The organism is Bacillus sp. TH22 (genome assembly GCF_016651015.1).
GTDB lineage: Bacteria > Bacillota > Bacilli > Bacillales > Bacillaceae_G > Bacillus_A > Bacillus_A mycoides.
Map to the genome: position 1 here is coordinate 1,531,307 of NZ_JAEKER010000001.1, position 24,837 is coordinate 1,556,143.

Below are 24,837 nucleotides of genomic sequence, written 5' to 3' on the forward strand. Positions count from 1 at the left end.
AACATGACCATTCGTTACCCAAATGGAAAAAGGTACGATCAAGCTTCACAACCTCATAAAACACCAATAAAAAAACATACTTACAGTAATAGAGGTATGTCCCTTGAAGAGGAATTGAATGAAACCAATCAATATTACTTAACCCATAATATTGCATGCGTACATAAAAAACCTACACCTCTTCAAATTGTAAAAGTAGATTACCCCGCTCGAAGTGCTGCAGTGGTAAAAGAAGCGTATTTCAAACAACCTTCTACAACAGATTACAACGGTGTATACAAAGGGAAATACATCGATTTTGAAGCGAAAGAAACTAAAAATAAAACCAGTTTTCCACTTCAAAACTTCCACCTTCATCAAATTGAACATATGAAGCAAGTAGTCGCTCATAATGGAATTGCATTTGTTATTATTAAATTTACACTTTTTGATGAATTTTATTTATTAGATGCAAAACATATTATTGCATTTTGGAATCGTCAAAATACTGGTGGACGTAAATCGATTACAAAACAAGAAATAGAAGAGCATGGGTCTTTATTATCATGCGGTTATCACCCTCGAATTGATTATATCCGCGTACTAGACACGGTTTATTTTTCGTGATAGAGTCATCACTAAGGCTCTTTTTTCGACTTTTGGGGGAGAGAATGAAAGGTAGGAGAAAGTATAATGTCAGATAATTATCGTTCTCGTACAGAACGAAATCATGTGAAAAATCAAACGAAAGAAACAAATAATAAAGAAGAAAAACCAAAGAAAAAAGGTTCCTTTTTCAAGAGATTTCTTATAGGTTGTCTACTTCTTGGTATCGTCGGTCTCGTAGCTGGCGTTTCGGCCTTCTTTGTTATGGTAAAGGACGCTCCAAAACTAGACAAATCAAAGCTAGTCAATCCTTTATCAACAAAATTCCTTGATAAAAACGGGAATTTCTTCTATGAATACGGTGCTGAAAAACGAACCCATGTTACATACGATCAAATTCCAAAAGTAATTGAAAGTGCATTCCTTGCGACTGAGGATGCTCGTTTCTACGATCATAATGGAATTGATTTTAGGCGTACTGGAATGGCAGTCATGGAAAATGTCACTGGTGGTTTTGGATCACAAGGCGGTAGTACGATTACACAGCAAGTAGTTAAAAACTATTTTCTAACGATGGACAAAACTGCAAAAAGAAAAGTGCAGGAATGGTACCTATCTTATAAGTTAGAGCAACAGTACTCAAAACATGAAATTTTAGAAATGTACTTAAATAAGATTAACTTAGGTAATCGCTCTTATGGTATTTCCACAGCTGCCAAAAAATATTACGGCAAAGATTTAAAAGACATACAACTACACGAAGCTGCAATGCTCGCTGGTTTACCCCAAGGTCCTAACATTTATGATCCAACAAAACCAGATAACGTCGATAGAGCAACGAAACGTCGTAATATCGTATTAACATTAATGAATCGACACGGGTATATAACGAAACAAGAAATGAATGATGCGATGCAAATCCCTGTAATACAAGGACTTCTTCCATCTTCAGAAGTGACTGAAATGAAGTATCAAGCATTTATAGATGCTGTTGTAAAGGAAGTTGAAAAAGAATACCCTGATGTAAATATCGGTTCAGATGGTTTAACGATTCATACAACACTTGATCAAGATGCTCAAGATTACGCTGAGAAAATTATGGATGGCAATCTCATTAAGTATCCAAACGATCAGTTCCAAGGATCATTTGTATTTATGGATACACAGTCTGGAGAAGTTCGAGCAATTGGTGCTGGGCGTAAAGAAAGTAAGTCTACTTTCAAAGGTCATAATATGGCAGTTGATTTAAAACGCCAAGTTGGTTCAACAATGAAACCAATTTTCGACTATGGTCCAGCAATTGAGAATCTTCAATGGTCTACTTATCATCAATTAAATGACTCTGAATATACTTACTCTAATGGCACAAAGATTAAAAATGCTACAGGTAATTTTAAAGGTGACGTTTCACTTCGTGAAGCATTGAAGAAGTCATTAAACATCCCGGCTTTAAAAACAGCTCAAGCAGTCGGTATTCCTAAGTCACAAGAGTTTGCTGAAGGTTTAGGAATGACGTTTAAAGATGGGAAAGCATATGAATCTACTGCAATCGGTAGTAATGAAGGCTCTCCGTTAGATGTCGCTGGAGCTTATGCAGCATTTGGAAATGACGGTGTATACAATAAACCTCATTTCGTTAAAGAAGTTATTTTCCCAGATGGAAAAAAGAAAAGCTTTAAACCGAAAGAACAGCGTGCAATGCACGACTATACAGCTTACATGGTTACTGACGTTCTTCGTGACGTAGTAAAACCTGGTTCTGGCGGTACAGGGCCAACAGCATATGTTTCTGGATTCGACGTTGCTGGTAAAACAGGAACACAAAACTTTGATAAATCTGTTATTAAAAAATACGGTATTCCAGCAGATGCCAACAGAGATAGTTGGTTCGCAGGATATACACCACAATATACAATGGCTGTATGGACTGGTTATGAAAAAGATAGCCCAGAAAATTACATTAGCGATCGTTATACTAAAATTGCACAACAAATGTTCCAAGTAATGATGAGCAAATTCGCTACGGATAAATCTCGTTTCGAGCGCCCTTCTTCTGTACAAGAATTAAATGGAGAACTGTACATTAAAGGTGCGAAAAAAGATGCAGTTAAAGAAATTAAAGTAGATCCACCTAGTGGCCTTAATGTCGCTTTCGATGGCGCTAGCACAGTGACACTGAACTGGTCTGGACCATCATCAAATGTTGATGCATACGCAGCAAGCTATAAAGCTACTGACGGTTCTAGTGGTAGCTTATCAGTAAGCGGTACGACAGCTACTCTTGGTGGTATTAAACCAGGTGTTACTTACAGTTTCTCTGTAGTAGCGAAAAAGGGTACTGGAACAAGCCCTGCAGTTGGTGCATCCTTCACTGCCCCTGGCGGAACTCCAGATGCGAAAAAAGCTGACGAAGAAGCTAAGAAAAAAGCTGACGAAGAAGCCCTGAAAAAGACCAATGAAGATAAACTAAAACAAGAAGAAGCTAAGAAAAAAGCTGATGAAGATCAGCGTAAACAGCAAGAACAACAGCAACAGCAACAACAAGAACAACAACGTAAACAACAAGAACAACAGCAGCAACAAGAACAACAACGTAAACAGCAAGAAGAAGCTCAAAAGAAAGCCGCTGACGAAGAGGCTAAGAAGAAAGCTGACGAAGAAGCTAAGAGAAAAGCCGACGAAGAAGCTAAGAGAAAAGCTGACGAAGAAGCTAGAAAAAAAGATGAAGAGCAACAACAGCAACAGCAACAAAATAACGGGGGAGATACACCTCACGCGGACGGAAATGTTGTTACAACAGAGTCTTAATAAACAAAAAAAGAAGTCGGTTTCTCTTAATGAGAAACCGACTTCTTTTTTGTTATCATTTTCTTTACATATAGCTTTTCTATTTCGATATACAACTGTACTAATTGAATATACGAATGGTAATTACTCGGTTTCTTTATAATAAATGAATATCGCTCCATAAAATTAACAGGTTGTACTTCCAATTTATTCGTATTTACTTGCATCTCATTCAAACTATGAACAGGCTGCTCATTTAACCAATATATAACCGATAGAAAGTGCGCTGCAAAAAGAATCATCGGACCCTCAGCTTCTTGTTTTTTTCTGTGCCGAAATAGTATAGCAATTTCTTCATGCTTGCTTTTCCATATATTTAACACCGCTGGAATACTTGTTTCAATTTCATTCCATGGCTCATATTTTCTTTCAATATCAAATATAAAGTAAGTATTTTGTATTATCTCTTCAAAAGATTGGTCTGTGTGATACGTAATCGAATTTGCACTCTCTTTAAAAAATGGTACGCACCGAAACTCTTTCGGTATTTCTATAACTCGCTCCATCCTTTATTTCCCCTTCATTCGTTTCTTTCCTTCGCGACATATTTCTAGTAATCGACACTCTTCACATTGTGGTCGCTGCGCCTTACAGTAATAACGTCCGAAGAAAATCATACGGTGGTGTGTAACTCCCCACTCATCCATTGGAATTTTCTTCATCAATGTCTTTTCCACTTCTAACACAGAATCTTTCCATCTACAAATTGCTAACCGTTTACTCACTCTCTCTACATGCGTATCAACAGCAATCGCTGGAATCCCAAACGCTACCGAAACAACTACATTCGCTGTCTTTCTCCCTACTCCTGGTAATTTCGTCAGCTCATCACGGTCTTCTGGAACTTTCCCGTTATAATCATCTAGTAACATCCGGCACAATTTTTGAATATTTTTCGCCTTATTTCTAAACAATCCAATGGAACGTATATCTTGTTGTAATTCTTCTAAAGACACACTTAAATAATCTTCTGGTGTTTTATATTTTTGAAATAAGTTTTTCGTCACTTTATTCACAAGTGCATCTGTACATTGCGCAGATAATGCCACTGCGATTACAAGTTCAAATGGATTATCATGAATTAACTCACAATGCGCTTCTGGATACATATCCGCCATTGTATCTAAACAATAACGAATTTGCGTTTTGTTCAACATATCTTTCCTCCTACACTACTGCTCCAACCAATTATAAAAAGGCACTTTCCCAGTAAATTTCGTCTCTTGTTTTGTCGTTTGTTGTGTGCGTTGTTGATTCGCTCTAAATTTCTGGCCTTGATTTTGCGCTTGATCTACCGTTTTAATTCCGTTCTTTTTCCACTCAAACAAAATACGATCAATATACCGGAAATTAAGTTTACCACTCATAACAGCTTCACGAAGAGCCGCTTGAATTAAATTCGGATGGTGTTGATCTTGATCTTCCCACATCCCTAATGTTTCACATTCAAATGGCGAAAGTGGTCTTCCGAATTCTTTTTCAAATACTGTATATAAATTTACTTGAATTTGCTTTTGTTCTTTTTGCTCTTCTTCTATAGATTCATTCATTAAAAAGTGCAATATTTTTTCCCACAGTGGTTGTAAAGAATAACTTTCACACATCATCGCTTCAGATCTTCGTCCACCTTCTAGTGCTAAAAAACCTTTTTGGATTAAAGTCTGAATCACTTCCATGCATTTCATTTCTGTTATCGTCATCCGTTCTGAAATCTCTGAAGGAGTCGGGAACGAATTACCTGATTCTAAAAATGTGTGTACATGAAGTACTACCATAAATTCCGTCTCATTTAAACCTAGCTTTTTATAATGCATCATAAGCAATTTAGGAATCGCTATGCTTCCCTGTTCAAACCATTGTAACATCATTTTCTTTTTCATCACCAAACACCTCGTTCTCTAGTATAACACACCTTTAGCCATTTCTTTTTGCCACAATTCGTCAAAAAAACCTCCCTATATATAAGGAGGTTTTTTGCCATTTACTACAAGAAACAAACGATTAAGCCTGTACTTTACTTTTCATGAACGTATGAATTCGTTCTAATGCTTTCTCAACTTGCTCAAGAGATGTCGCATACGATAATCGAACGTTATTTGGTGCACCAAATCCTGTACCTGGAACAAGAGCCACCTTTTCTTCTTCTAATAATGCTTTTGCCCACTCATCAACTGTATCATACCCAGCTAACGCTACGGCTTCTTTTACATTTGGGAATAAGTAAAAAGCACCTTGTGGCTTAATGCAAGTGAAACCAGGAATTTGAATTAATTTATCATAAATAATGTTCAATCTTTCTTCAAACGCTTGACGCATTGTTTCTACAGGTTCTTGTGAGCCTGCATACGCAGCAATTGCACCGTATTGAGCAATTGAAGTAGGGTTTGACGTACTATGACTCGCTAAGTTCGTCATCGCTTTAATAAGCTGCTTATTTCCTGCTGCATATCCAATACGCCAACCTGTCATAGAATGTGATTTAGATACACCATTAATAATAAGTGTTTGTTCTTTTAATACATTAGAAAGCTGGGCAATTGAAGTATATTCCGCGTCATCATAAATTAATTTTTCATAAATCTCATCTGAAACGATTAAGATATCATGCTCTAAACATACTTCTCCAAGCTGTTGTAATTCTTCTTTGCTGTAAATCATCCCTGTTGGATTGCTCGGTGAATTAATAATAACAGCTTTCGTTTTCTCTGTAATTGCCTCACGCAGCTGCTTTGCTGTAATTTTGTACTCATTGCCTTCTAGACCTTCTACATAAACTGGCTTACCACCAGCAAGCTTTACTTGCTCAGGATAACTTACCCAATAAGGAGTTGGGATGATAACTTCATCTCCTTCATCAAGTAACACTTGGAATAATGTATATAATGCATGCTTGGCACCATTACATACAATAATTTCAGATGGATCATACGCAATTCCTTGATCACGAGTAAACTTCTTCACAATTTCTTGTTTTAACGCTTGTAATCCACCTGTTGGTGTATATTTCGTATGTCCTTCTAACATCGCTTTATGCGCAGCATCCATAATATGTTTTGGCGTATTAAAGTCAGGTTCTCCTGCCCCTAACGCAATTACATCATGACCTTCTGCTTTTAATGCTTGTGCCTTTGCTGTAATTTCTAAAGTTGCAGATGGTGTTAAAGCAGCTACTCGCTTTGCTAATTTCATTTGTAGTTCCCCCTACATCTATTTTTCAATGCTGTAGTGTCCAGCATAAACCCCATTTTGAAACTCTAAATAGTAATACGTATAACGATCTTCCTGATCAATATATGTAATTTCCCACAATGGAATATCGTTTTGAGCACCTAATTTTACTTTTATAATTTCTTTTGGTTTCGGCTTCGGCTCAGCACCTTCTCCTGTAGCTTGTTCAGCCAATTTTTGCAAAGCTTCTTTTTTAGAAATACCTTCGCTCTTTTTCTTCACAAGGACATTTCCTTTTTTATCAGGCACCCAAACGATAAGTTGTTCTCCTTTTTCATCTGTACCTTGTACGACTGTATATGAAGATTTTCCGTTATAATAATCAACGGTATTTACCTTTGTAAGCTTTGCCTTTTCTTTCGCAATTTCTACAGACTTTGACTCTTTTGGAATTTTCTTTTCCATCGCTTTATTATAAACATATGCCCCATATATTCCGCTAGCAACGATAACGATAATGATTGTAAAGATCCACTTTTTCATTGTATCACTACGTTCTGTAAATCGTAAATACAGCTATTTCTTTATCTTTTTCGTCTAATGCTAATCCGAACATGAGGTCCTGCTCTTTTAACGTACGATTCAAACCATCAACAATTTTATACAAGTCAGACGAATATTTAATACGCGTCGTTGATAGGACTTCGATTTTCTTATCCATGAAAAAACTCCTCCGTTACACAAAAATTTCTAATTATAGAAGAACGCAATGCGGTTACAATAAGAGTACATTCTTTACAACCCCTGCTTCATCACCCATCTATTATAGCAGGACATGTACAGCAAAAAAAGGTTTCAAATCGAAAAGCAATATATTTTGTATACAAGAAGTAAGAAAAATAAAATTCCTCCTACCCACATTTTTTACGCCTGAAGTTTAAATGTCCTTCAGGCGTATTTTTCTTCCAATTTTATTCATTTGACGATTCTTCTAACTGTACTAACAATTCTTCTAACGGTCCTTCATAGAGCGGTACAGTTGGGATTGATTGTAAAAATCGTTTTCCATAGGAAGAACTTGTCAAACGACGATCTAATACAAATACAGTTCCCGTATCTGTATTTGTTCTAATAAGACGACCAAACCCTTGTTTGAAACGCAAGATTGCTTGCGGGAGCGCCAACTTATCGAATACGTCTTCTCCTTGATTTTTTAACCACTCTCCTTTTGCTTCCATCATCGGCTGATGAGGAGGGGTAAAAGGCAGACGGACAATGACAAGACAGCTTAGGGCATCTCCAGGTATATCTATCCCTTCCCAAAAACTACTTGTTCCTAACAAAATCGATTTGTCGAACTCCTGGAATTTGCGGATTAGACGACTTCGGCTCTTATTATTCACACTTTGCGTTAATAATAAATATCCTTCTAATGTCTCATCATTTTTCAAATTCGTATACGCTTCTTTCAACATTTCATACGAAGTGAATAAAACGAGCATTCTACCTTTTGTAGCTTTCGCTATTTTCGCAATATGTGCCGATATAGACTCAATATATTCTTCATTACTTGCTTTCTTAATAAAAGGTACATCCGTTGAAACCATTAATTTCATTTGCTCTTCAAAACGGAATGGTGATGGAACCTTTAATGTATTGGGAGCAAAATCATGTAAACCTAGCTCCTCTTTTATATAGTCAAATGAATCATTAACTGTTAACGTTGCTGATGTGAAAATAACACTCTTTTTCTGGGTTAAAAATTCATCAGCAAATCTTTCACCAATATGAACAGGCTGCGCATATAGAACTGTTGAATGAATCGTTCCCTTCGTTTCAGTCTCCATCCATGTCACGTATGAATTTTTTTCTAAAATGAGTAATTGTAAAGATTGTGCCATCTTTCTCAACAACTCAATTAAATGCATAAATTCACCTGTAACGACATGCATCTCCCATTCTAATTTACTTTGCAATATTTCAACTTGCTTCTCAAGTGTAGTCAATAACTTTCTTACATCATACACAAATCGATTTGTTAACTCGGTAATGCTATCCCATAACTTACCTTTCTCTACTTCCGTGTTATATCGATAAATGAGTGGCATATTGCTCATCCCTTGTTCCTGCTTTGTTTGTTTAAATACGAAAGTCCGTAACATTTGAAATAGTTCATCCGCATCAAATTTCAATTCCTTCAAGCTATGACTCACCATACGGAAAGTCGAACGCGATGCTTGCTCTGATTTTTTCATCATTTTATATACTTTAGAAAGTACATCATCTGTTTCAAGCGTACCAAGACGAGATAAAGCTAATTGAAAATACATGCATGAGAACTGTTCACCTAATGTTCTACTCGCCGCTTCCTCGATATGATGAGCTTCATCAAAAATAATATGTTCACATGAAGCAAACAGTGGTTCTTCACTTGAAAAATCTTGAAATAATAACGCATGATTTGTAATAACGATATCTGCAAATAATGCTTTATTCTTTGCTCTTTGATAAAAACAACGACTATACCAGTTGCTTTGCATCCCGCCTGGACTATGTACATCACTACAAATACGGTTCCAAAGTAACTTGCCGCCCTCAGGAATATTTAATTCATCACGATCGCCAGTTTCCGTTCGCAATAACCACACTAAAATTTTTGCCTTTGTGAGCGCCATATCATAATTTTTCTCTTCCTCTTGCAAAGCATATTCAAATTTATGTAGACACAGATAATGCTTTCTTCCTTTCAGAAGAGCTACTTCAAATGAAAATGGCATTATTTTCTTTAATAAAGGAATTTCTTTTTCTAGTATTTGTTGTTGCAATTGTACAGTTTGTGTACTTATAATGATAGGTTCTTCTTTTTTCTTTGCGAAATAAATACCTGGAAGTAAATATGCAAGCGTCTTCCCCGTACCTGTTCCTGCTTCAATCAGTGAAAACCTAGAATCTCTTAGCGCTGTATATATTTCCTTCATCATAATTTGTTGGCTTTCTCTTTTTTCAAACTTTGGCATATTCAATTCAAGTTTATCGATTGTCTTATGTAAGAAAGCATCAAATTTAGATGAGTATATTTCACTGAGGCTTAAAGAATAATTCCGCTTTCGAAGCGCAATATTTCGATACACCTCATACTCCTCTGCCTCTTCTTTACCATGCATCATTTTCTTTAAAATATTTTCAGAAAGTACATCAGCTATATCACTTTGGAAAACATCACTTAATTCATAAAGCGATTGTAATGTGACAAGTGGTAACTTTTCAATTTCACTTAAAAATTGTAAAAACAACTCCGCTGTTGCAAGAGCATCACTATCCGCACGATGTGGTTGATCGTGCTCTAGTTCATGCTGCTTAGCTAAATCACGTAATTTATAACTATCAGCTGTCGGCAAAAGAATTTGCGCCAATTCAACTGTATCAATTTTAGGACAATGTACTTCTGTATATCCAGCCTGCCTTAATTCTTCATTTAAAAAATTCCAATCAAAGTGAACGTTATGTGCAACAAAAGCCGCACCTTGTAATAGCTCAACAATCATCGGGGCTACATCTCGAAATAACGGGGCTTGTTTTACAAGATTTTCATCAATCCCAGTTAATTCTGTAATAAATAGGGGAATCTCTCTCTTCGGATTAATAAAAGATGAAAAAATCTCTAATATCTCTCCATCTTCCACTACAACAGCTGCAATTTGGGTGATTTTATCCTTCCCATCCTTCCAGGAGTTCCCTGTCGTCTCTAAATCAACAACGACATAACGCTTACTCATATATGTAACACCTCAATTTCTTACCTATCAAACACAAAAATTATATAATGTTACTATACCACGTTTTACCTCATCTTAATGAAAAGATGCACAAAAAAGCTATCTCCTTAATTAGAGATAGCTTTCCTACTTATAATATCGTGCCAGCTTTTTCAGCACCTAACATTTCAATAATTTGATTATCATCGTCTAATACTGCAATTTTCGGCTCTTGTTTATGAATATTTTCTTCTGCCACTAAACCATAGCAAATAATAATAACTTTATCCCCCGGTTGTACAAGCCTTGCAGCTGCACCATTTAAACACACAACACCGCTACCACGCTCTCCTTTAATAACATATGTCTCTAAGCGAGCTCCATTGTTGTTATTTACAATTTGTACTTTTTCATTTTCTACAATATTTACTGCATCCATTAAATCTTCATCAATTGTAATACTACCTACATAATTTAAATTTGCTTCTGTTACAGTTGCACGATGTAACTTCGCTCTCATCATTGTGCGAAACATAGATGCTCCCCCTTATTTCCCCATTAATGTTATATTGTCAATTAATCGTACATTTTCAAACTTAACTGCAATCGCTAAAATGATTCTTCCTTCAATTTTATTTATTGCTTTTAATGAAGGATATGCATATAAATCAGTATAATCTACAGTGCCTTTCGTATACTTCTCAATATGCTCTTTCACAAGATTCATAATGATTTCCGGATTACGTTCGCCTGCCTCAATTCGTTCTTTCGCTATACATAGACTGCCGTATAAATGAGGAGCCTCTTCACGTTCTTCTAGTGATAAATACACATTACGAGAACTTTTCGCTAATCCATCTTCTTCCCTTACAATATCAACTGGTACGATCGTAACGGGAATATTAAAATCAGTTACGAATCCTTCAATTACAGCTACTTGCTGTGCATCTTTCATACCGAAATAAGCACGCGTTGGCAATGTAATATTAAATAGTTTCATTAGTACAGTCGCAACACCAGCGAAATGACCAGGTCTTTGTTTGCCACATAATACGTCCGTACGCTTCACAACTTCTACTGTTGTCGTTTGTTCTGCTGGATACATCTCTTCTACACTCGGATAAAATAAATAATCAACACCATTTTCTTTTGCTACATTTTCATCTCTATCAATATCACGTGGGTATCGATCTAAATCTTCATTTGGTCCAAATTGTAGTGGATTTACAAATACACTTAAAACTACAATTTCATTTTCTTCCCTTGCCTTACGTAGTAACGTAGCATGCCCTTCGTGTAAATACCCCATCGTTGGAACAAAACCGATACTTTTTCCACTTGCATGCAGTTCGTTTGTAATTTGCTGCATCTCTTGCACTGTAGTTATGATTTTCATTATTGTTTTCCTCCGTATAACGCTAAGCACTCTTCCTCTTTCATTGTGAATGAATGTTTTTCTTCAGGAAATTGCCCTGTCTTTACTTCAGTAACGTATTGCGAAATCCCTCGCACAATCTCCTCTTGAACAGACGTATATTGCTTCACAAATTTCGGAACACGATTTACGCCGTACGAGATAAGATCGTGGTATACAAGAACTTGCCCATCTACTTTTTGTCCTGCTCCAATTCCGATTGTAGGAATTGTTAACTGCTCTGAAATAAGTTCTGCTAATTGCATTGGCACACATTCTAGCACAAGTGCTATCGCACCAGCTTCCTCACATTTCTTTGCATCTTCTATTAATTTTTTTGCACTTTCAGCATCTTTCCCTTGTACTTTATACCCACCTAGCACTCCTACAGATTGAGGAGTTAAACCTAAATGCGCCACAACGGGAATTCCCGCATTCGTTAAGTAGTGAATAGTTGATATAACTTCTCCAGCACCTTCTACCTTTAATGCATGTGCCCCGCTCTCTTGAACAATGCGACGTGCATTAATCATCGTATCTTGCGATGAGACATGATAAGACATAAATGGCATATCAGTTACAATAAACGTCTCTTTCGCTCCGCGGCGTACAGCTTTCGTATGATGAATCATATCCTCTACTGTTACTGGAACTGTTGAATCATACCCAAGTACAACCATTCCTAGAGAATCACCCACTAAAATCATATCGACTTTAGCTTCTTCTGCTAATTTAGCAGATGGATAATCATACGCCGTTAGCATTGTAATCGGCTCACCTTGCTCTTTCATTTTCAAAAAATCTGTTTTTGTTTTCAAAAACTACTCCTCCTTTATGCAGGAGAGAGGAGATGGCCGAAATCATATAAAAAAACCCCTCTGGCCATAAAAGGGCAGAAGGGTTGTGTGTTAGTCGGCATTATTCATCCCTCTGTCCCAGTCCGTTATTGGATCAAGGCAGAATCCAAATTATTATTTTTTCATACTGCGTAAAATAATGGTGCAGTTCGCTTTGATACTGCCCATATTCGAAATAATTATAGCAAACTCTGAAAAGGAATTGCTACATTTTTTCGAAAAAATAATTTTTTATCCCTATTACGGTATGTGAAATTTATTAGTATCTAAATGACAAAAAGAAGCTCCAAAATAGGAACTTCTTTTACTTAATTTCTATATCAGCAGAATGAATGTGGTGCACTTGTCCTTGATGATCCTCAAGTAACAATACACCATCCTCCGTAATTCCTTTTGCTAGCCCATTAATAGTTTCCTTCATCGTTCGAGCTGTAATTTCTTTTCCGATACTTACTGCGTAACTTTCCCAAAGAATTTTAATAACAGAGAAGCCATTTTTTAAATACTCTTCATACAATTTCTCTAGTTGCAAGAAAATTTGTTGCATAAGTTCCGCACGAACAATCGGCTTACCAGATTCAATTGCTAATGAAGTTGCAATTTGCTGAATTTCCTCATCAAAATGTTCTTGTTTCTGATTTGCATTAATGCCAATTCCCATAATAACAGCATTAATTTTATCTGGATCAGCTTGCATCTCCGTTAGTATACCGACAGCTTTTTTACCTTGAATTAAAATATCATTCGGCCATTTAATCCCTACGTTTACACCGGTACATTTTTCAATTGCTTGCGCTACGCTAACAGCTGCTAATAAAGTGAGCTGTGGTGCATGATGAACTGGAATCGAGGGACGCAAAATAATACTCATCCAAATTCCTGTTCCTTTTGGGGAATACCATTTTCTACTTAAACGTCCTCTACCTGCTGTTTGTTCTTCAGCAACGACAATTGTTCCCTCTTCTGCGCCTTCATAAGCAAGTCTCGCTGCAATATGCTGAGTAGACTCAACCGATTCTTCAAAATAAACCGTTCTACCGATACGCTCTGTTTGTAATCCTAATTGAATCTCATTCGCAGTTACTTTATCTGGTTTACTAGCAATTCGGTACCCTAAGCGGCGTACAGCTTCTAGTTCATACCCTTCATTACGAAGGTCCTCCATATGCTTCCATACAGCGGTTCTCGAACAACCAAGTTTGTCACTAAGTATTTGACCAGATACAAATGCACCATCTGCTTCAGAAAAAACTTGTAATAACTGCTTTCTTATAGTAGATTGCATCTTTGTAGCCACTCCCTTATATCCTCTTTCTTATTAACTAAATCTCCTTGTACGATTGCTTCTTCAATATTTTGAAGCATTTCGGCAACCCACGGACCTGGCTTTTTATCTGTCCAGCTTAATAAATCATTACCAGTCACATTCATTTCTTGACGATTTTTTATCGGCAATGCATGAAATAATGATTGTACTTGCTTAACAGACGCACTATTATAACTTTCTATTATCGCTTCATATACTCTTTCCGCCATCTCAGCGATGCGAATCCCAGTTTTATAAAGAAGGATTGTATCCCACTCCTTCTCCTTTCTAGAACGAATTGCTAATAAAACCGCTACGATATCTTTAATCTTTTTATTCGAGAACTTCCATTGACGCAAAAAGACAGATGGATGCTCTTCTCCGATACAATATAAGAAAAATGCCCACGCCTCAACGTCTGTTTCGAAAGAATCCCATTTATACTGCGTAGCTTTCAAGAGTCTTTCTTCTGACATTTGCAAATATGGCAGATGAGAAAATAGCTTAGTTTCTACTAACTCTTGAAGACCATTCACACAATATGTACCGGTCAACAATTTTTCAAATTCAACTGTAATTCTTTCAATCGCTATATGTTCGAGCAAATGCCCATACGTTTCAATTGCTTGTTTCGTCTTTATTTCCAAAGAGAAACCTAACGTACTTACGAACCGAATACCACGCATCATTCGCAGTGCATCTTCTTGAAAACGGTCTGCAGCATCTCCAACCGTTGTAATTTCCTTCAGACGAATCGCTTCTTTCCCAGCAAATAAATCAACCATTTCGCCTTCCTCTGTCATTGCAATTGCATTCATCGTGAAATCACGTCGTTTTAAATCCTCTTCTAATGAACGGACAAATTGAACACTACTAGGTCTTCGAAAATCTTCATATTCGCTTTCTGTTCGAAAAGTAGTTACCTCATACGGTTCACCATTTTCTACAACAATTACAGTTCCATGCTCAAGACCAACCGGAACATGTCTTGGGAAAATAGCCATTACTTCTTCTGGTAAAGCAGATGTTGCGATATCGATATCTCCAATCGGTCTATCGATAATAAGATCGCGTACACTTCCACCAACGAAGTAAGCCTCATGTCCGTGCTGTTTTAACATCTCAATAATTGAACTAGCTTTTTTAAATCTTTCCATTCTTGTCATCCCTTAGTATGTCATAATAAATCGCCTCATACTGTGAAACGATTTTTTCCGAACGAAACTGCTCATATACAGATTTCATCGCTCGCTCTCCCATATTACGGTGAAGTTCTTCATTTTCTAGTAGCTGAATTGCTTGCTTAGCTATTCCGTCTGTATCTCCAACTTCACATATATATCCTGTTTCACCATGTTGAATGACCTCTGGAATGCCCCCAACCCTCGTTCCGATACTAGGCACACCACACGCCATCGCTTCTAATATAACAAGACCAAAACTTTCCTTTTCTGATAAAAGTAGCATTAAATCACTCATCGCAAGAAGCTCTGCAACATTATCTTGCTTTCCTAGGAATAAGACACGTTCCTCAATATGTAAACTTTTCACCAATTGTAAAATAGTACAGAACTCTGGTCCATCACCAACAAGAAGCAATTTTGCATCTACTTCCTTTACAATTTTGGCAAATGACTGCACAACATCCTGTACACGCTTAACCTTGCGGAAATTTGAAATATGAATCAACACTTTTTCATTTTCTCGTATACCATATTCTTTTTTTAATTGAGACATATCACGTTTGAAATAAACACGTTCATCTACAAAATTGTATACCGTCTCAATTTCTTTATCTGGTTTTACAAGTTCATTTGTTTCTTCAATTAACGAATGTGACACAGCTGTAACAACATCAGATTGTTCAATACCAAAGCGAATTAAATTATTTAACGAAGGGTCGGAACCTAACACAGTAATATCCGTTCCATGTAAGGTCGTAACAATTTTAATACGCTCCCCAATCATTTGTTTTGCTAAATATGCACAAATAGCATGAGGGATTGCATAATGCACATGTAAAATATCAAGGTTTTCTCTTTGAGCAACCTCTGCCATTTTACTCGCTAATGCTAAATCGTAAGGTGGATATTGAAAAACAGAATATTGATTTACTGTTACTTCGTGAAAATAAATGTTCGGGTACACTTTATTCAACCGAAATGGTACACCCGATGTAATAAAATGAATTTCATGCCCGCGTTCCGCCAATTGCTTTCCTAACTCTGTCCCAACAACCCCAGAACCACCTACAGAAGGATAACATGTAATACCTATTTTCAATTTCATTTACATCCCCCTATTAAATCAGCATGTAATAAAACCGGTTTCTTACTCATAAATCCTTCGGCATACAGCACTCCAACTTCTTTCCCAAACATCTTCTCCCGAGCGATTACAGTTTCAACGTATCCTTCGGTTAATGGCGTCTTAACACCATCACTCCCTGTTGAAAACTGACTTTCATACGCTTCTAACGCTTCCACCTTTTTAGAAAGGTATTCACTAATATCTATACAAAAATTCGGTTTATGAAAACCATTAATCATATAATTATAAAAAGACTCTACACGGTGCGGCGGAAGTTCAGGCATATATTTAAGAATTCCCGCTGAAAAGATAGCTTCTTCCACAAGTTTCGCGCAATTAGCATGGTCTGGATGACGATCTTCGTAATATGGTGCGAAAATTAGTGTTGGTTTATATGTACGAATAATCTTTACAATTTCACGTATATATTCTTCTTTCATATACAAACCACGGTCTGGCATTGCTAAATTAATTCTCGTTTTTACTCCCATAATACGAGCTGCAGCCTTTGCTTCTTCTTTTCTTAGTTCTACCGTTCCATTTGAAGAAAGATCAGCTTCTGTTAAATCGCAAATGCCTACTTCATATCCTTGCTTCGTATACTTTGCAATGGTACCTGCCATGCCGATTTCAACATCATCGGCATGAGCACCAAACGCTAATATATGTAATCCACTCATAATTGTTCCCCTCATTTTCTTAACTTTCGGTAATCTAAATCTCCCCGCTCTAATGCATGCATTAGCATTTCAGCACTTGCCATATTTGTTGCTAATGGGATGGCGTATACATCACATAAACGAAGTAACGCATTAACATCTGGTTCATGCGGCTGGGCTGTTAGTGGATCCCGGAAAAAAATCACCATATCCATCTCATTTTTTGCAATCATTGCACCAATTTCTTGATCTCCACCAAGAGGACCGGATTGATATCTTGTTACAACTAAACCAGTTGCCTCCATAATACGAAGTCCTGTCGTTCCTGTTGCAAAAAGTTCATGTTTTTCAAAAATTGGTTTATATGCGTATGCGAACGAAACCATATCATCTTTCTTTTTGTCATGTGCGATTAAGGCAATTTTCATCCGTTGTCTCCCCTTTAGTCGATAATATTTTCTAAACCGTACACAAGATGATCAAGGTTCATTACTGTTTCAATTGATAGTTTTACACCTGACATAAATGATGCACGGTTGAATGAATCATGACGAACTGTTAACATTTGTCCATCTCCGCCGAACATTACTTCTTGGTGTGCAATAAGCCCTGGTAGACGTACGCTATGAATGTGAATACCGTCTACATTTGCACCACGTGCCCCTTCTAATTGTTCCGTTTCATTAGGGTGCCCTTGTTCTTTTGGTACACGATTTTGACGGATTAATTCTACTGTTTTTACAGCTGTACCAGATGGTGCGTCTAATTTTTGATCATGGTGTAATTCAATTACTTCAACATCTTGGAAGTACTTCGCTGCCATTTGAGAGAACTTCATCATAAGTACTGCACCAATCGCAAAATTTGGAGCGATAATTGTTCCTACTTCTTTTTCTTTTGCATTTTCTGTTAATTGCTTTAGTTCTTCTTCAGTAAATCCAGTTGTACCAATAACTGATCGAAGTCCACGTTCAACTGCAAGTGTCACATGTTTCTTTCCAATTTCTGGTGTTGTTAAATCTAACAATACATCTGCTTCTACTTCATCTAAACAAGTATGTAAATCCGCGTAAATAGGTGCATCTAGCGCTGGCATTCCCGGTAAATCAGAAATTTTTTCTCCGCCATGCTTATAATCAATTGCTGCTACTAAATTGAAATGCGCTGTTCTTTCCATAAGAAGGACTGCTTCATATCCCATGCGTCCTCGTGGTCCAGCGATAATTACTTTAATTTCTTTCATGCGTCTTTCTCTCCCTCATCAATACGTGTCCAACGATCTTTATCACGTGTATTAAATTTATTCATTACAATGTTATGCGCTGTTTCTAAATCAATATTTAAACTATTTGCCATACAAATCATAACAAATAAAACATCTCCAAGCTCTTCCTCAACACTTCGTTCTTTCTCAGTCGTTTTCTTTGGTTTCTCACCATAATAATGATTAACCTCTCTTGCAAGCTCTCCCATTTCTTCAGTTAAACGAGCCATCATTGCAAGCGGACTAAAATAACCTTCTTTAAATTGACCGATATATGCATCTACTTCTTTCTGCATATCTTTCATCGTTTTTGCTTCCATACTAGTCACCTCTTATTCCTTCCTCTTTCATGTTAGCCAATTCATCGCGATTTGACAAATATTATTCCCTCATATCACTATTTACGACTCTTTTTAGGATAGACTATAATAAAGTGAAACTTCTTTTGCGTGATTTTTACAAAAGATCAACCTGAACCAATCGGGTCCCTGCGGCTGGTTCGACCTTTTCTTCTTCGCTTTTCCCTCTACCAGCCGTTGGGACGGGGTAAAGTGAAACTTTCTTTTGCAGTTTTTCCGCACAATATCAAGCTGAACTAATTAAGCTCTTATACCATTCTCTATTTTTACTATCAACTAGAAATAACTTATTATTATGTTCTATCGTTTAAGAGGAGCAATGCAATCATTACATAATTAGGGGGATTTCTAAATGACATCAAATTTGAAGATTCGAAATATCATTTTTATTTTAATCGGTTCCGCTATTTTTTCTTTCGGTATTGTGAATATCAATATTGAAAATCATCTTGCAGAGGGTGGATTCACCGGCATTACGCTATTATTATATTTTAAATTTTCACTTGATCCTTCCTATACAAACTTAATTTTAAACGTCCCTCTATTTTTCATTGGCTGGAAATTACTCGGCCGAACAACATTTTTATACACATTAATCGGTACATTTAGCGTCTCTTTATTCCTTTGGGTGTTTCAGCGCTACGAGGTTCTCAACTTACATTTAAACTTGCAAAATGATATGACACTGGCTGCTTTATTCGCTGGGGCATTTATCGGCATAGGACTTGGAATTATATTCAAATACGGCGGGACTACTGGCGGTGTTGATATTATCGCAAGGCTAGCTCACAAATATGTTGGCTGGAGTATGGGAAAAACGATGTTTATATTTGATGCGGTCGTTATCATTATCTCTATTCTTACATATTTATCATATCGCGAGGGCATGTATACGTTAGTTGCTGTTTTTATCGGGGCTAAGGTTATTGATTTCATGCAAGAAGGTGCTTATGCAGCAAAAGGAGCAACTATTATTTCTGATAAAAACGATGAAATTGCTTCAAAAATTTTATCAGAAATGGAGCGCGGAGCAACCTTTTTAAAAGCAGTTGGATCCTATACAAAAATAGAACGTAATGTACTATATTGTGTTGTTGCTAAAAATGAAATCGTAAAATTAAAAAATATCATTATTTCAGTAGATCCACATGCCTTTGTCGCTGTAAGTGATGTACACGATGTTGTTGGTGAAGGATTTACATTAGATGAAAATAAAAAACCGTTACATAATTAAAAGGCTATCATTTTTGATAGCCTTTTAGTTATGCCGTAACCACATCTGGTGTAATTTCTTCAGCTTCTTCACTCTCTGTAAACTGTACCTTATCAAAAGAATTTACTATTGTTTTATGACTGTGAAATAAATATTCAAATTCTTTTCTCTTTCTATTTGCAGAATACATTAATTGATACATCTTAGTAGGTACTTCAGAGTACATTTTTGCAATTTCTTCATTAAAATCATAAGTTGTAATCCAATGATAATCACATAATCTTAAAATCTGTTCGCTAAGTTCTACATGATTTTCGTGATTAAAGAAATTAGTATATAAATTCTTTCCCTGTTTATAATACGGTGGATCAAAGAAAATAAATGTCTCCTCAGATCTTAATTTTTCTATAATTACATCTTTTATAAATTTTTTTGCATCTTGATTTGATACATATATATTTTCTTTTTTACCTGCTATTGAATATACCTTTTCTATTAACTTAGCCTTATTGAATCGACAATCTATCTTATATTTTCCACTTTGGTCCATTCTACCTATCGGGCCACCTAATATTACTCCAGAATTGTTTGTCCTGTTCAAGAAAAACGCAGCAAATCCAACTTGTAATTGTGAATAATCTAGTTGATTTGCATATATATTCTTTTGTATTTTCCACTCTGCTATAGTAATATTTGTATCTCGTATCATTTGCACAAAGCTTTCAGTTTCGTTTATTATACTATGCCATATAGAATAAATGGCATAATCATAATCATTTATATAAATATTCCTTACATTCCCTTTTAAAAGAAGCTCAATAGCGATACCAGCTCCCCCTGCAAACGGCTCTACATAATTCCCATAAGAAATATTATTCTCACACATTACACTCTCTACAAACTTACATAGTTGTGTTTTGCCACCGGGATAACGAAGAGGCGACAATGTAACTGGCATATTGATACCTCATTTCATTTTTATTTATTCTTGTATAATAACTCATCAAGCGTATGGAGTATAGTAGAAATTTTCATCCAGGCCTCGACTATTTCAGCTCTATCTGGATAATGTGAAGCAGAGTGAATATAGTAATTTATTATTTGCATTACTGATGTATTATTGTTCTCCGTAAAAACTACATTTATTAATTCATATGTTACTGAATAATTTTGTATTACATTTTTCAAATGATTATAAATATCATTAAAAATCAATTCCCTTAATGTTTTGTTCCTTTTCTCTCTATTTGCGTTTATCCCTTTCATTTTGAGGCTATTTTCCCTATCTAAAGCTGCAAAATAATCGATGTATTCATTTACATACGTTTCTAAAAGACTTCTTATTAAATACATTGTTGCAATAGGTAAATCCCCATACCTGATTTGATTAATCTCTTTCATCATCTGGTTAATTCTTTGATTTTCACGATATGAATTTATAAATGGTACCGCTTTAGTTAAGGTTTCATAGTCTTTAGGATTCTTTGCTAACCTTTTTGGGCCAGAGCTTTCTGTATGGTGTTTCCTTACTTCTTTTTCTTCACCTATTGATTTTGGAGGTACCACAGTTTCCTGCGTTGTTACATTTGTACTTTCTAACATGTTTTTTTCGGGTATCTGTCCTTGTTCTTGTCCAATTACTTGTTCAGGTACTTTTTCTCTTACATCACTCTGTTCTACTTCCTCTGGAAAATTTTCAAAAAGAGAGAGGGTCTCTGGTTCACTAAGTAAATTCGCAGAACAAATATCCCTAATTTCTTGATTAAACACCTCTTCTATTTTCGTTCTGGTGTTAATTTCATTCGTAAAGAAAATTCTGCTAACTATTATTTTCAATGCCTTATCAAAGTTTTCTCTAGGTATTTTAGACTGGATTTTTTGATTTTTATCAAAAGATATTTGCATTATACTCTTAGCTTCCTCAGAAAACGGCAAAAAACGATCCAGTTTTGTCGCTGCCAAATCGTGATGAAACAATACATCTTTTTCTGCAGTTTCCCAATTTAAATTACGTTTAATATATTCTATAAAATAGAAAAATCGTAATCCTTTTCTAACAATTGCTTCACTCTCTCTTAGTACCTTGGCAATTTGTTTTATTGATTGTCCCTTCATATATCTAGTTGCATATCTTTTATTAATAGCTAATGTTGACCAGCGTTTAACACCCTTTCCAGAATGTCTCATTGTTATATATCCTTCTGCAGAGTCTCTACTTGGAGCAACAGCCACTTCTAGAGTTTTTAGGTACTGTTCTAATTCAATGGTCAGCGCTTGTAGTTTTTTCCTATCTCTTTTAGATACTAGTTCTTGATTTAACAAGATTTTACAAGCGGTAATCCTTCTATTTCCTTCAACCACTATATATTTATTATTTTCTTTAATACATAAGGGTCGCTCAGCCGGTGGTAAGCCCCCCTGTTCTTGAATAGATGCCGCCAAATTAACCACATCAAAATTATCTATGAGGAAATCAAGTATATTCTCTTGAGATAACTCATCAACGAAAACCCGTGGATTTTCTTCATCTAAATAAATATCTGCCACATTTAATCTTTCTATTTTCCAATTTAAATACTGATATAATCATCCTTTTTTATTATGACATTTTATGAACCATAATTGTACATTAATATTCATTTTTCCCAATTTTTAATATTCACTCTTACAATAAACTTCTTAGCCTAAAATATTTTTCAACCTTTCTAAATCCTCATAAATCAACTCCAATAAACTGCGATTATAAAAAATTGAAGCCGGATGAAAAGTAGGAAATATATTATATTCTTTTTCAGTCCATATAAACTCTGCCTGTTGTATATTCTTTAGCTTTTGGATCGGCTGCTTTAATAATTGTCCGTGAACATCTGTAATCTTTTTATTATTTCCGGCTAAACGCTTTAACGCAATATTACCAAGCGTCACGATAACTGGCGAATCCATATGTGCCAATTCATAATCTAACAATGGCGCATGGACAAGTATCTCACTTTGATTCGGTGTTCTATTGTACTTCTTTTGTATTATTTCGCCGCTTCGCTCTCTTTTCTCTCTCCACTTATACGGCCTACTCCGAACCGCACTCGTAATATATACTTCTTCCCTTTTGAGACTCCCACGACTAAAGTCGCAAGCCCGAATCCTTACGGATTTACGGGTGGGATTCTTGAATGACTAAACGTTCGCAGTCCATTTCTGTTTTAAACAGCCTTCAAGATGAGGGCATCTCATTGCCCCTCCTAAACCAGACCATATAGGTGCTTAGGCTGATTGACTGTTACCATCAATCACAGTTGCGTAGCGAATATTCATCGCCCCAACGATATCACGATGTGTCCCAAACCCACATGGACACTTGTACTTTCTGTCTTGTGCCTTATTCTTTTCAGCGCATTTCGGACAGCTTTGACTTGTATAAGCCGGATTTACATATTCAACCTGAATACCAACTAATGTTGCTTTATACGCAATAAATCGTGACAAACGATAGAATGACCAAGCGTGTAGGTTTTTTTCGTTTTTACGGCTTGTTCTTGCCGTCTGTCTTATATTCGTTAGTTGCTCTAAACGAATGACAGAAATATGATTAGCAATCGCAAAATCAATGATTTCACGACTTATTTTGTGATCTTTGTCTTGCATCCATCTTTGTTCTTTATCATCAAATCGCCGAATCGCATTCACTTTTTTGTCTTTTCCTAACTTCTTACGAACACTACGAAACTTACGCTTCCTATATTTATTTTGCCTACCATTCCCAAAGAAACGAACCTTGTCATCGTCTGTGATTGCTACCGCAGGGACTTTGAGACCTAGGTCTACTCCTAAAATTTTCGCCCCTGCTCTTTCATTTGTAGGAAGTGTGACAGATATTTGGGCCATCCACTTATTCGATTTCTTTGTGATACGAAGTGTACCTAACTTATGTTTTAACAAGTCCAAATTGCGATTTGTTTTATCGATTAATAAAGCACGGACCTTTAAACGAGTTGACTTTCCTTTTACCTTAAACGGGATTGAAATATGAGTGGAGTCAAATGAATAATTTTGATTGTTCCATACACAAACAGGCCTCTTTAAAATCGGAATGATTTTACACTTGCTTTTCTTTACTTTTGTAGCAAACAAACTTTTCGCGTCTTTAATTGCTTGATTCTTCACCGCACTTGGAATATTAGCTTCAATATCCTTTGTGCTTTTTTTCGTGCTTTTCTTTGCTTCAACCATTTCCAATATAAGTGTATTTATAACTTTAATATACTCGTGGCTACTTTGTTCCAATAAACGGATTTGTTTTTTTGTGGGAAGCAATTTCACTTTCACTGTTAGGGTCTGTGACATACGTTTCACCCCTTTGTTTTTTGATTCTCAACATACTGTTTTATTGTCTCATTTGATACATTTCCAGCAGTAGAAACAAAATGGGAGCGTGTCTATAAACTTTGCAAGTGCATGTGATGAGGGAATTCTTCTCTCAAACGCTTTGATGTCACTTATTTTATTTTTGCCATTGTATCAGCAGGACTAAGTGTTGACAGTGTATTTAAAACAAATGAACGTGGTTGGTATCCTATTCCATTGCGATACTAACAATATCAAGTTCGTTACATATCTCTTCAACCAACACTTTGAAACGTTCTTCTATAATCATTTATCATAGTTACAATGTATCATTTATTTCCGAAAAATCACAACAAACAGACCCAAAGAAACTACCTATACTTTGGATACTTAAAGTACCACGAACCTTACGATTTATAGTGGTACTCCGTATCCAACCTCACTTTCATCCCATGCCTAAAGGCAATGGGCTTTCTCGTTCGGAAAGGGCTGTAATGTGAATACGTTCTAAAAATTCCATTAAATGTTTTCCCGCTCTCCCACTAAATGGAATCCCATTATGAATTTCTGTTTCACCAGGTGCTTCTCCAACAAGCATTAATTTCGGGTTTTTAGGGCCCTGTCCACTTAAAAAACCTTCTAATTGGTATGTAGCACTACGCTCCTTCACTTGTTTAACTAAATAATATGGATATTCTATGTCCGTCACCTTCTTTCATCATTCCATACTTATCTTTATTTTAACTAGTTCTATACCCC

At 36.1% G+C, this 24,837-nt stretch carries 23 protein-coding genes and 3 pseudogenes; 3 read left to right on the top strand and 23 right to left on the bottom strand.

What is annotated here, in order from left to right:
- Positions 1–3: 3 nt before the first annotated feature.
- Positions 4–606: a Holliday junction resolvase RecU gene (gene recU, locus JFU18_RS07660; RefSeq protein ID WP_000155584.1), complete on the top strand. Its 603-nt coding sequence runs from the start codon at positions 4–6 to the stop codon at positions 604–606.
- Positions 607–672: 66 nt separating this feature from the next.
- Entirely contained in the window at positions 673–3,393 is a 2,721-nt protein-coding gene (locus tag JFU18_RS07665) for a penicillin-binding protein 1A (RefSeq protein ID WP_201034936.1), read from the top strand.
- A gap of 26 nt (positions 3,394–3,419) precedes the next feature.
- Here JFU18_RS07665 and JFU18_RS07670 read toward each other — a convergent pair whose 3' ends face one another.
- From JFU18_RS07670 to JFU18_RS07750, 17 genes are all read right to left on the bottom strand, one after another.
- Entirely contained in the window at positions 3,420–3,938 is a 519-nt protein-coding gene (locus tag JFU18_RS07670) for a YpoC family protein (RefSeq protein WP_085310111.1), read from the bottom strand.
- A 3-nt stretch (positions 3,939–3,941) separates the two neighbouring features.
- Positions 3,942–4,589: an endonuclease III gene (nth, locus tag JFU18_RS07675; protein WP_000933020.1), complete on the bottom strand. Its 648-nt coding sequence runs from the start codon at positions 4,587–4,589 to the stop codon at positions 3,942–3,944.
- Positions 4,590–4,604: 15 nt separating this feature from the next.
- Positions 4,605–5,312: a DNA replication protein DnaD gene (gene dnaD, locus JFU18_RS07680; RefSeq protein WP_000728546.1), complete on the bottom strand. Its 708-nt coding sequence runs from the start codon at positions 5,310–5,312 to the stop codon at positions 4,605–4,607.
- Positions 5,313–5,433: 121 nt separating this feature from the next.
- Positions 5,434–6,621 (bottom strand): aspartate transaminase AspB, encoded by a 1,188-nt coding sequence (gene aspB, locus JFU18_RS07685; RefSeq protein WP_085310109.1) that lies wholly within the window; start codon positions 6,619–6,621, stop codon positions 5,434–5,436.
- Between the two features lie 18 nt (positions 6,622–6,639).
- Positions 6,640–7,143, bottom strand: a complete 504-nt coding sequence (locus JFU18_RS07690; protein ID WP_002086588.1) for a cell wall elongation regulator TseB-like domain-containing protein — start codon at positions 7,141–7,143, stop codon at positions 6,640–6,642.
- A gap of 7 nt (positions 7,144–7,150) precedes the next feature.
- On the bottom strand, positions 7,151–7,321 hold the full coding sequence (locus JFU18_RS07695; protein WP_002166065.1) for a YpmA family protein: 171 nt from the start codon (positions 7,319–7,321) through the stop codon (positions 7,151–7,153).
- Positions 7,322–7,571: 250 nt separating this feature from the next.
- Complete coding sequence (gene dinG, locus JFU18_RS07700) at positions 7,572–10,376, bottom strand: ATP-dependent DNA helicase DinG (protein WP_201034935.1); 2,805 nt, start codon at positions 10,374–10,376, stop codon at positions 7,572–7,574.
- Positions 10,377–10,506: 130 nt separating this feature from the next.
- Positions 10,507–10,890, bottom strand: coding sequence for an aspartate 1-decarboxylase (gene panD / locus JFU18_RS07705; RefSeq protein ID WP_000490176.1), 384 nt, complete (start codon positions 10,888–10,890; stop codon positions 10,507–10,509).
- A 12-nt stretch (positions 10,891–10,902) separates the two neighbouring features.
- Entirely contained in the window at positions 10,903–11,751 is an 849-nt protein-coding gene (gene panC / locus JFU18_RS07710; protein ID WP_201034934.1) for a pantoate--beta-alanine ligase, read from the bottom strand.
- Complete coding sequence (gene panB, locus JFU18_RS07715) at positions 11,751–12,587, bottom strand: 3-methyl-2-oxobutanoate hydroxymethyltransferase (RefSeq protein ID WP_061688850.1); 837 nt, start codon at positions 12,585–12,587, stop codon at positions 11,751–11,753. Before panB ends, panC begins: the two co-directional genes overlap by 1 nt.
- Positions 12,588–12,930: 343 nt before the next feature.
- Positions 12,931–13,911: a biotin--[acetyl-CoA-carboxylase] ligase gene (locus tag JFU18_RS07720; protein ID WP_002086594.1), complete on the bottom strand. Its 981-nt coding sequence runs from the start codon at positions 13,909–13,911 to the stop codon at positions 12,931–12,933.
- Positions 13,896–15,089 carry a CCA tRNA nucleotidyltransferase gene (locus tag JFU18_RS07725; RefSeq protein ID WP_002086595.1) on the bottom strand — a complete coding sequence of 398 codons (1,194 nt, stop codon included), beginning with the start codon at positions 15,087–15,089 and terminating at the stop codon, positions 13,896–13,898. Before JFU18_RS07725 ends, JFU18_RS07720 begins: the two co-directional genes overlap by 16 nt.
- Complete coding sequence (gene bshA, locus JFU18_RS07730) at positions 15,076–16,221, bottom strand: N-acetyl-alpha-D-glucosaminyl L-malate synthase BshA (RefSeq protein ID WP_002086596.1); 1,146 nt, start codon at positions 16,219–16,221, stop codon at positions 15,076–15,078. Before bshA ends, JFU18_RS07725 begins: the two co-directional genes overlap by 14 nt.
- Positions 16,218–16,922 (bottom strand): bacillithiol biosynthesis deacetylase BshB1, encoded by a 705-nt coding sequence (bshB1, locus tag JFU18_RS07735; RefSeq protein ID WP_085310101.1) that lies wholly within the window; start codon positions 16,920–16,922, stop codon positions 16,218–16,220. The genes bshA and bshB1 overlap by 4 nt, the downstream gene beginning before the upstream one ends.
- An 11-nt stretch (positions 16,923–16,933) precedes the next feature.
- The gene (gene mgsA, locus JFU18_RS07740) at positions 16,934–17,329 is read right to left on the bottom strand and encodes a methylglyoxal synthase (protein ID WP_000684753.1); all 396 of its coding nucleotides are present in this window, start codon (positions 17,327–17,329) and stop codon (positions 16,934–16,936) included.
- Between the two features lie 14 nt (positions 17,330–17,343).
- A complete protein-coding gene (gene dapB / locus JFU18_RS07745) occupies positions 17,344–18,144 on the bottom strand; it encodes a dihydrodipicolinate reductase (RefSeq protein WP_002126457.1) in 801 nt (266 codons plus the stop codon).
- Positions 18,141–18,485 carry a nucleotide pyrophosphohydrolase gene (locus JFU18_RS07750; protein WP_002011846.1) on the bottom strand — a complete coding sequence of 115 codons (345 nt, stop codon included), beginning with the start codon at positions 18,483–18,485 and terminating at the stop codon, positions 18,141–18,143. Before JFU18_RS07750 ends, dapB begins: the two co-directional genes overlap by 4 nt.
- 391 nt (positions 18,486–18,876) lie before the next feature.
- On the opposite strand from JFU18_RS07750, the gene JFU18_RS07755 reads away from it, so the two are divergent.
- The gene (locus JFU18_RS07755; protein ID WP_201034933.1) at positions 18,877–19,758 is read left to right on the top strand and encodes a YitT family protein; all 882 of its coding nucleotides are present in this window, start codon (positions 18,877–18,879) and stop codon (positions 19,756–19,758) included.
- A 28-nt stretch (positions 19,759–19,786) separates the two neighbouring features.
- Here the strand turns inward: JFU18_RS07755 and JFU18_RS07760 are convergent, their stop codons facing one another.
- The 6 genes and pseudogenes from JFU18_RS07760 to JFU18_RS07785 form a co-directional block, all read right to left on the bottom strand.
- Positions 19,787–20,695, bottom strand: a complete 909-nt coding sequence (locus JFU18_RS07760; protein WP_201034932.1) for a DNA adenine methylase — start codon at positions 20,693–20,695, stop codon at positions 19,787–19,789.
- 20 nt (positions 20,696–20,715) lie between these two features.
- Positions 20,716–22,284 carry a ParB N-terminal domain-containing protein gene (locus JFU18_RS07765; protein ID WP_201034931.1) on the bottom strand — a complete coding sequence of 523 codons (1,569 nt, stop codon included), beginning with the start codon at positions 22,282–22,284 and terminating at the stop codon, positions 20,716–20,718.
- 132 nt (positions 22,285–22,416) lie between these two features.
- Positions 22,417–22,842: pseudogene (locus JFU18_RS07770) on the bottom strand (uracil-DNA glycosylase); the annotation flags it as partial.
- A gap of 156 nt (positions 22,843–22,998) precedes the next feature.
- Entirely contained in the window at positions 22,999–24,078 is a 1,080-nt protein-coding gene (locus JFU18_RS07775) for an RNA-guided endonuclease TnpB family protein (RefSeq protein WP_201034930.1), read from the bottom strand.
- Positions 24,079–24,083: 5 nt separating this feature from the next.
- Positions 24,084–24,382 (bottom strand): annotated as a pseudogene (gene tnpA / locus JFU18_RS07780) (IS200/IS605 family transposase); the annotation flags it as partial.
- A gap of 186 nt (positions 24,383–24,568) precedes the next feature.
- Positions 24,569–24,787 (bottom strand): annotated as a pseudogene (locus tag JFU18_RS07785) (uracil-DNA glycosylase family protein); the annotation flags it as partial.
- Positions 24,788–24,837 lie beyond the last annotated feature (50 nt).

Excerpts from the sequence above, each read along its gene's own strand:
- bshA (WP_002086596.1), bottom strand. The coding sequence starts at position 16,221 with ATGAAATTGAAAATAGGTATTACATGTTATCCTTCTGTAGGTGGTTCT.
- JFU18_RS07695 (WP_002166065.1), bottom strand. The coding sequence starts at position 7,321 with ATGGATAAGAAAATCGAAGTCCTATCAACGACGCGTATTAAATATTCG.
- dapB (WP_002126457.1), bottom strand. The coding sequence starts at position 18,144 with ATGAAAGAAATTAAAGTAATTATCGCTGGACCACGAGGACGCATGGGA.
- nth (WP_000933020.1), bottom strand. The coding sequence starts at position 4,589 with ATGTTGAACAAAACGCAAATTCGTTATTGTTTAGATACAATGGCGGAT.
- JFU18_RS07665 (WP_201034936.1), top strand. The coding sequence starts at position 673 with ATGTCAGATAATTATCGTTCTCGTACAGAACGAAATCATGTGAAAAAT.
- recU (WP_000155584.1), top strand. The coding sequence starts at position 4 with ATGACCATTCGTTACCCAAATGGAAAAAGGTACGATCAAGCTTCACAA.
- JFU18_RS07760 (WP_201034932.1), bottom strand. The coding sequence starts at position 20,695 with ATGCCAGTTACATTGTCGCCTCTTCGTTATCCCGGTGGCAAAACACAA.
- mgsA (WP_000684753.1), bottom strand. The coding sequence starts at position 17,329 with ATGAAAATTGCCTTAATCGCACATGACAAAAAGAAAGATGATATGGTT.
- JFU18_RS07725 (WP_002086595.1), bottom strand. The coding sequence starts at position 15,089 with ATGGAAAGATTTAAAAAAGCTAGTTCAATTATTGAGATGTTAAAACAG.
- panD (WP_000490176.1), bottom strand. The coding sequence starts at position 10,890 with ATGTTTCGCACAATGATGAGAGCGAAGTTACATCGTGCAACTGTAACA.
- bshB1 (WP_085310101.1), bottom strand. The coding sequence starts at position 16,922 with ATGAGTGGATTACATATATTAGCGTTTGGTGCTCATGCCGATGATGTT.
- panC (WP_201034934.1), bottom strand. The coding sequence starts at position 11,751 with ATGAAAATCATAACTACAGTGCAAGAGATGCAGCAAATTACAAACGAA.
- JFU18_RS07690 (WP_002086588.1), bottom strand. The coding sequence starts at position 7,143 with ATGAAAAAGTGGATCTTTACAATCATTATCGTTATCGTTGCTAGCGGA.
- JFU18_RS07670 (WP_085310111.1), bottom strand. The coding sequence starts at position 3,938 with ATGGAGCGAGTTATAGAAATACCGAAAGAGTTTCGGTGCGTACCATTT.
- dinG (WP_201034935.1), bottom strand. The coding sequence starts at position 10,376 with ATGAGTAAGCGTTATGTCGTTGTTGATTTAGAGACGACAGGGAACTCC.
- dnaD (WP_000728546.1), bottom strand. The coding sequence starts at position 5,312 with ATGAAAAAGAAAATGATGTTACAATGGTTTGAACAGGGAAGCATAGCG.
- JFU18_RS07775 (WP_201034930.1), bottom strand. The coding sequence starts at position 24,078 with ATGTCACAGACCCTAACAGTGAAAGTGAAATTGCTTCCCACAAAAAAA.
- aspB (WP_085310109.1), bottom strand. The coding sequence starts at position 6,621 with ATGAAATTAGCAAAGCGAGTAGCTGCTTTAACACCATCTGCAACTTTA.
- JFU18_RS07755 (WP_201034933.1), top strand. The coding sequence starts at position 18,877 with ATGACATCAAATTTGAAGATTCGAAATATCATTTTTATTTTAATCGGT.
- JFU18_RS07720 (WP_002086594.1), bottom strand. The coding sequence starts at position 13,911 with ATGCAATCTACTATAAGAAAGCAGTTATTACAAGTTTTTTCTGAAGCA.
- JFU18_RS07750 (WP_002011846.1), bottom strand. The coding sequence starts at position 18,485 with ATGGAAGCAAAAACGATGAAAGATATGCAGAAAGAAGTAGATGCATAT.